This window comes from Hyphomicrobium sp. (genome assembly GCF_035572195.1).
Taxonomy (GTDB): Bacteria; Pseudomonadota; Alphaproteobacteria; order Rhizobiales; family Hyphomicrobiaceae; genus Hyphomicrobium_B.
This window is the reverse complement of record NZ_DATNBA010000127.1, coordinates 22131-28435: the sequence shown is the minus strand read 5'-3', so window position 1 is coordinate 28435 and position 6305 is coordinate 22131. Positions and strand designations below refer to the sequence as shown.

The window sequence follows — 6305 nt, the reverse complement described above, 5'->3', positions numbered from 1 at the left end:
CTTTCGCCGGGTCCGTTCACGATGCAACCCATCACCGCGAAATTGAGCGTTTCGACGCCCGGATAGCGCATCTTCCAATCGGGCATCCGATCCCGGATCATGTCCTGAATGTCGCGCGCGAGTTCCTGGAAAACCGTCGAGGTCGTGCGACCGCATCCGGGGCAGGCAGCGACGACAGGCACGAACGATCTGAGCCCCATCGTCTGCAAGAGTTCCTGCGCGGCGCGCACTTCCTGTGTGCGGTCGCCGCCGGGTTCAGGCGTCAGCGAAAAGCGGATCGTGTCGCCGATGCCCTGCTGCAGCAGAATGCCGAGGGCCGCCGACGAGGCAACGATGCCCTTTGACCCCATGCCCGCCTCGGTCAGCCCGAGATGCAAGGCATAGCGGCTGCGCTCAGCCAGCATCGCATAGACGGCGAGCAGATCCTGAACGGAAGACACCTTGCCGGAGACGATGATCCGGTCGGCGCCGAGCCCCATCTCCTCGGCACGTCCGGCCGAGAGCAGCGCCGATTGCACCATGGCTTCGTGCATGACGCCACGAGCCGGCTTTGGCGCCGCCAACTTGGCATTCTCATCCATCAGTTGGGTCAAGAGTTCGCTGTCGAGCGAGCCCCAATTGACGCCGATCCGGACGGGCTTTCCGTAGCGCGCCGCGGTTTCGATGATAGCGCCGAACTGGCGATCTTTCTTGTCCTTGAAACCAACGTTACCGGGGTTGATCCGATACTTATCGAGAGCTTCGGCGCAGGCCGGATTGTCGCCCAGGAGCTTGTGCCCGATGTAGTGAAAATCGCCGATCAGCGGCACGTCGACGCCGCGCTTGCGCAGCGCATCACGGATGAACGGCACCGCTTTTGCGGCCTCATCGCGATCGACTGTAATGCGGACCAGTTCTGATCCGGCGCGGGCGAGATCGGCAACCTGATTGACCGTCGATTGGACGTCCGCGGTATCGGTGTTGGTCATCGACTGGACGACGACCGGCGCGCCGCCACCGACTGCGACGCCGCCGACCATCACGGCAACAGTTTGATGACGGGATTTCATTGCGATGCTGTCGCCAAGCGTCATCGATCAAGGTCTCTTGGAATCTGAATGGCGACTTTCTAGCGTTCTCTATCGCTTCCCGCCAGCAGCGATATCGACGCGAGGCGCCAATTGAACGCTGGTTGTTCCCGCCATACCGAGCGGCCTAGTTTTTATGCAGGGCCGCGCATTGCTGACACGTTCCCGACACCTCGACAAACCGCACGCGCGGCTCGAATTTGGCGCCGTGAGCGGCCTCGTCGATCGCTTTAAAGATGTGATCGCCGTCAACCTCCTGGACTGTTCCGCATTTCTCACAACTGAGAAAAATCGGCCGACGGCCGGTTGGGGCCTGATGCAGGCGACCGCAGGCGAAGTAGGCGTTTTTGCTCTCGAGACGATGCACGACGCCCGCATCGAGAAGGGCATCGAGGGCCCGGTATACGGAGATAGGAGCCAGCCGCGTGCCCTTCTTGGCCAGCCGATCCAGGACCTCGTAGGCCCCGACACTGGCCTGGGTGGAAGCGATTTCCTCGAACACCTTGCGGCGCAGGTCCGTGAACCGGATGTTCCTCTCCGCAAAAATTGCGGTGGCGCGGTCGATCGAGGTCTTCAGCCGTTCTTTGTTGCGCTCGTCGTCGCCTGGGTTTGCTACCATGGCCATCCTTTAAGAGTCCGAGCCCTCCAGGTGCTTTGGGCAGCATGGCTTCCCCGGTAACCCGGACAATATAACATGTCGGGATTGGCGGCTATTGTGTTCAAGACCCGAATACGGTTTTTGTGCGCTGCGGCTTGATCTTGGGTAGCCGGAAACCACATGCTTCACTGAGTTTGCGAAAAGAATTTCATTTCGCGAGCACATTTGGTCGTTAATCTGACCGCCAATTGGCCAGTCCGCCTGCGCAATGTCGACAGTTGCTTGCCTGAGATTTCGCCAACGCGTCAACCGGGAATGAAATCGGGATGGACGTCAAGCTCTTGATCGACAAGCTGGCCGAGAACGCCAGGCCGATTGGCATCGCTATTTTTTTCGCCTGCATCTTCATACTGCTGCTCAGGACTCGTGTTGCCCGGCGCCTGACCGCAACCATTGAAGATACGGTATTTTCGAACTGGCGGCTGGCGCTGCTCGGCACGACCGGCATCGTACTGTCGTTGGCGGCAGGTTGGCGAACCTGGGAAGGCATGTACAATTTCACCGGCGAGCCGCTGCTCTCCGGCATGGTGACGTTCGGCATCCAGGGCATCATGCTGATCATCGCCTGGTTGATCGGCGAAAGTTTTGCGACGGGAATGAGCGCGCAATCGCGGTCCGGTCGCTCGTCGCTCGTAAGCCCCTCCGTACAGACCTGGGTTGGCACCGCGATCGGCCTGTTGCTGTTCGCGGCCTGCTTCGTAATATTTCTGCAGTGGAGCGGGCGGGCGGACATCAATCACGCCAGCGTCAAGGATCTGAATTGGTCTCACGCAGGCGATACGTTCCTGATGTTCGGCGCGGCTGTGCTGTTGGTAGCGCTTTTCGCGCTCTACGCCGCCAGTGACCTTGTCCGGCCCTACGTGCAAGTCGTTCGCGTCATCATCCGCAATTCAATGCTGTGGGTCATGTTTCTGGCCTGCATGACGACCAGCGTCTTCTTCTCGTTCGACAGCTTCTTCACGGCTATTTTCCCGCAATCGGAGCGCGTGCGGGCCGCCGAGCTCAGAGCCCAAAACCAAGTCTCGGGTATTATTTCGGACATCGAACAGGCAATTGAAAGCCGCCGCGCCAGTCTCGCCGACGACCTTTTCGCGACGCAGGCGTGGAAGGACTACGAGCAACAGCTCGACAACGTCAGCAGGGTTTCGGCGCAATCGGAAGGCGCCATCGAACGCTACGTCAACGAGCAGCTCGAGGAGCGCCGACGCTCAGTCAAGGAACAGCAGGAGCGTATGTCTTCGGCGCAGGCCGGCCAGGCGGGTCTTGCCGGCCGCAAGACCTCTCTGACGGATGAAAAATCCCGGCTGGCGGGCCAGCGGCCCCAACTTGCTGCGGACTTTGCTGCGAAAAAGTCGGACTACGACGGCAAGTTGAAAGAGGTCGACGCCAAGCGCGTCGAAGCCCTCGCCGAAGACAAAGGCGTCGAAGGAACCGGCAAGGTCGGTCGCGGTCCCATGTACCGCCAGCGCATGGGCGAACTGGCGCTGCTCCAAAGCGCGGCGCAAATCGCTCAGGAACGCATGAAGGATGCGCAGAAGCGCCTAACCACCGTCGAGTCGCGCCTCACCGCGATCGACACGGAGCTGGCGAACGTCGACGGCGATCTAGCGAAGTACAAGGGCGAAGCGGATACGGCCGAGCAGCGGATCAAACTGACGGAGAATACCGAGAAAGGTGGTGGCCGCCCGGCGGTCGATCCCTCGCGAATCCTACCGACCTTCGAGCGCCTTAAATCGGAGTTCCGCTCCGATCCGACGGCCGGACACCTTTCCAGCGTGCAGCAAACGTGCAGCGACATTTACGGCGCTCTATTAGCAACGCCTGAGACGAAGCCGCTGCTCTCGGGAATCGACTGCGATCCGAAGACGACGGCCGACGCTGCATCCGGTCTTTTTGCGCTTGAGGCCGGTACGAAAGTCTTCAACGATACGTGCGTCGGCGGCGACAAGCTCAACGCCAATAAATCGACCGACGCTCTCTTTGCCTTCGCGCGCAGGTGCCTTTCCGACAGCGCTCTGCCGAGCAACGACACCGACGCGCTGCGGACGAAAATCAACCGCATCGAGCTGTCACGCGATGACAAGGCGCACCGCTTCGTCGTGACGCTGAATGCATTCCAGGACGGCAACCGTCTCGCCTATCTGGCGCTCGCCATCGCAATCGGGTTGGACGGGCTGATCTTCATGTCGGGTCTGTTCGGCGCCAACGCGGTGCGTTCGCCACTCTCCGATATTCCGAGCTTCAAATCGCGATCGGGGTCGCAACTCGAGGCGACGATCAACGCCGCGCTCGGAGCTCACCCTTACGAAACTGCGTGGCTGACGCTCACCGCGCTAAGACCGATCACTAATCAGGATGGGTTTTCCGCGCTCGCGAATTTGAGTGGCATGGAGCGCTCGCAGGCGGACCGGGTGCGCATGGTCCTGACGGCCGGCGCCGATATCGGTGCCGTCGAGAACGTGAGCCTTGATCCCGAGTGCTACCGGGTTCGCAGCGAGCTTCGCGAATATCTTTCAAGCGTCTGCGACAAGCAGTTCAAGACCGACGCCACGGCAAAAGACCGGGCGCGCCTTGACCAGCTCGTCTCCGCTGCGCTGGCTCCGCATCCGCGCGAGCACGCCGAAATCACCCTTCACACGCTTGAGCCGATCCGCGAGACGGAAGGCTTCACGTCGATGGTGACTTTGTCCGAAATCGACAACGACTACGACTCGCGCGTCGTGCGCCGTGTGATGAACGCCGGAGCCGCCGTCAAATCCGTGGCGCCGGACGTCAAGATCGATGACCGCTATTACATTCGCCCCGCACTCTATGAAACGCTGCTGATGATCCGCGCCACGGCGCCCGAGTCGGCAGCGTACGGCTACGACCGCGCCCGCTTCGAAGGCGTCCAGGCGCGCCCGCCCATTGACGGCGGCACACTCAGAACGACGCCGCCCCAGTTACCGAGGGACCGGCGTGCACCCGAACTTGAAAAACCGGCGCCGGCGCTTCCGCACGTGCATCCGCTTTCAGAGGAGGAGCGCGCGCGGCTCATTGCCCATTACCGCGAAGCTCTGCTCTCGGCCGTCGGCCTGACTTCAGACCTCGTCGACCAACGGCTAAAGTCGCCAGAGTCCCGCGAAGCCATGCGAGAAGCCTGGAAAGCACTGGGTGCGCACAGCAAGAAAAACCACTTGCTCGAGATGATGCTACGCGAATTCCAAAATATGCAGGATCGCGATCTCAGCGAGGTGTTCTCGCGCCTGCTCAGTGAGACTGGCGGCGACGATCGCAAACGTTCGCTGCTGGTCGGGGTCGATAGCAAGGTCCGCGATGATCTGGTTCTCTACATGCTGTTTCCTGAAACGCGTCTCATCGATTATTTGATCGATGAGATCGAGAACGCGGCGCAATTCGACGAGGGCCTGCAGCACGGCGAGCAAGCCCTCAAGGATCAGCTCAAATACGTGCGCCAGGGCCTGGGCGAACTCAATTTATCGAGCCCAAGGTCGTGGGACGAGATTCGTCAGCGTCTCGCCATCCGGCCCGGGACGGACATGCCGAATTTTCTGAACAAGCACCCACCGCGCCGGGAAGATTTTTCGGACGATCCCGACGTGTAATAAAATAGTTGGGGCTGGTACGGCAGTCTAAGCGCTAAGCGGAGAAGGCAACGACCCTCTGGCGCTGCATGCCAAGCCCTTCGATCTTCAACTCCATCACGTCGCCAACTTTCAGATACTCGGGCGGCTTCATTGCGCAGCCGACGCCCGGCGGCGTCCCCGTCGTTACGATATCGCCGGGCTCGAGAACCATGAACTCGGTGACGTAGGCGAGCAGGTCGGGGATCTTGAAAATCATCGTCGCAGTCGTGCCGGTCTGTTTGCGCGTGCCGTTGATATCGAGCGACATTGCGAGGTTGTTCGGATCTGCAAGTTCATCGGGTGTGACGATCCAGGGCCCCAGCGGACCGAATGTTTCCGCTGACTTGCCTTTCACCCACTGGCCGCCGCGCTTGCTTTGAAAGCGCCGCTCGGAGACGTCGTTGCAGATGCAGTAGCCGGCGATATATTTCGCCCAGTCCTTGGCTTCGACGTAGCGCGCCCGCGCGCCGACCACGAATGCGATCTCACATTCCCAATCCATGCGATTTGAATTCTTCGGGTACATCACATCATCATAAGGACCCGAGATCGCCGTGGGCGCTTTGTTGAACAAAATCGGCTCGGACGGGATTTCCTGGCCTGTCTCCTTGGCGTGATCGGCGTAATTCAAGCCGATGGCGATGAAATTCCGCGTTCCAGCGACGGGCGGGCCGAGGCGCGTCGTCTCAGGCACTTTCGGCAAAGCTGCCACATCGAGATCGCGGAGCTTCGCGAGTGTGTGCGGTGCGAGATGCTCGCCTGCAAAATCTGCAATGACCGAAGACAGATCGCGGATCGCGCCGTCCCGATCAATGATGCCGGGCTTTTCAGCGCCGGCCGCGCCGAAGCGAACGAGTTTCATGGTTGCAAAAATTACCTCGGGTTTGACCCTGTCATGTGATGAGGAGTGCTTCTAATCAGAAAATGTCCAAACTGCCAACCGCGCTTGTGTTG

General features: G+C 60.4%; 4 protein-coding genes. 1 reads left to right on the top strand and 3 read right to left on the bottom strand.

Annotation, left to right across the window (positions count from 1 at the left end; all coding sequences use genetic code 11):
- Both ispG and VN623_RS10660 read right to left on the bottom strand, forming a co-directional pair.
- Positions 1-1073 (bottom strand): flavodoxin-dependent (E)-4-hydroxy-3-methylbut-2-enyl-diphosphate synthase (gene ispG / locus VN623_RS10665; protein ID WP_325570880.1); only part of this gene is annotated, 1073 nt, incomplete at its 3' end.
- Positions 1074-1194: 121 nt separating this feature from the next.
- Entirely contained in the window at positions 1195-1686 is a 492-nt protein-coding gene (locus VN623_RS10660; protein WP_325570878.1) for a Fur family transcriptional regulator, read from the bottom strand.
- A 305-nt stretch (positions 1687-1991) separates the two neighbouring features.
- On the opposite strand from VN623_RS10660, the gene VN623_RS10655 reads away from it, so the two are divergent.
- Positions 1992-5330 (top strand): hypothetical protein, encoded by a 3339-nt coding sequence (locus tag VN623_RS10655; protein ID WP_325570876.1) that lies wholly within the window; start codon positions 1992-1994, stop codon positions 5328-5330.
- A 34-nt stretch (positions 5331-5364) separates the two neighbouring features.
- On the opposite strand, the gene VN623_RS10650 is transcribed toward VN623_RS10655, so the two are convergent.
- Entirely contained in the window at positions 5365-6213 is an 849-nt protein-coding gene (locus VN623_RS10650) for a fumarylacetoacetate hydrolase family protein (RefSeq protein WP_325570874.1), read from the bottom strand.
- Between the last annotated feature and the right edge of the window lie 92 nt (positions 6214-6305).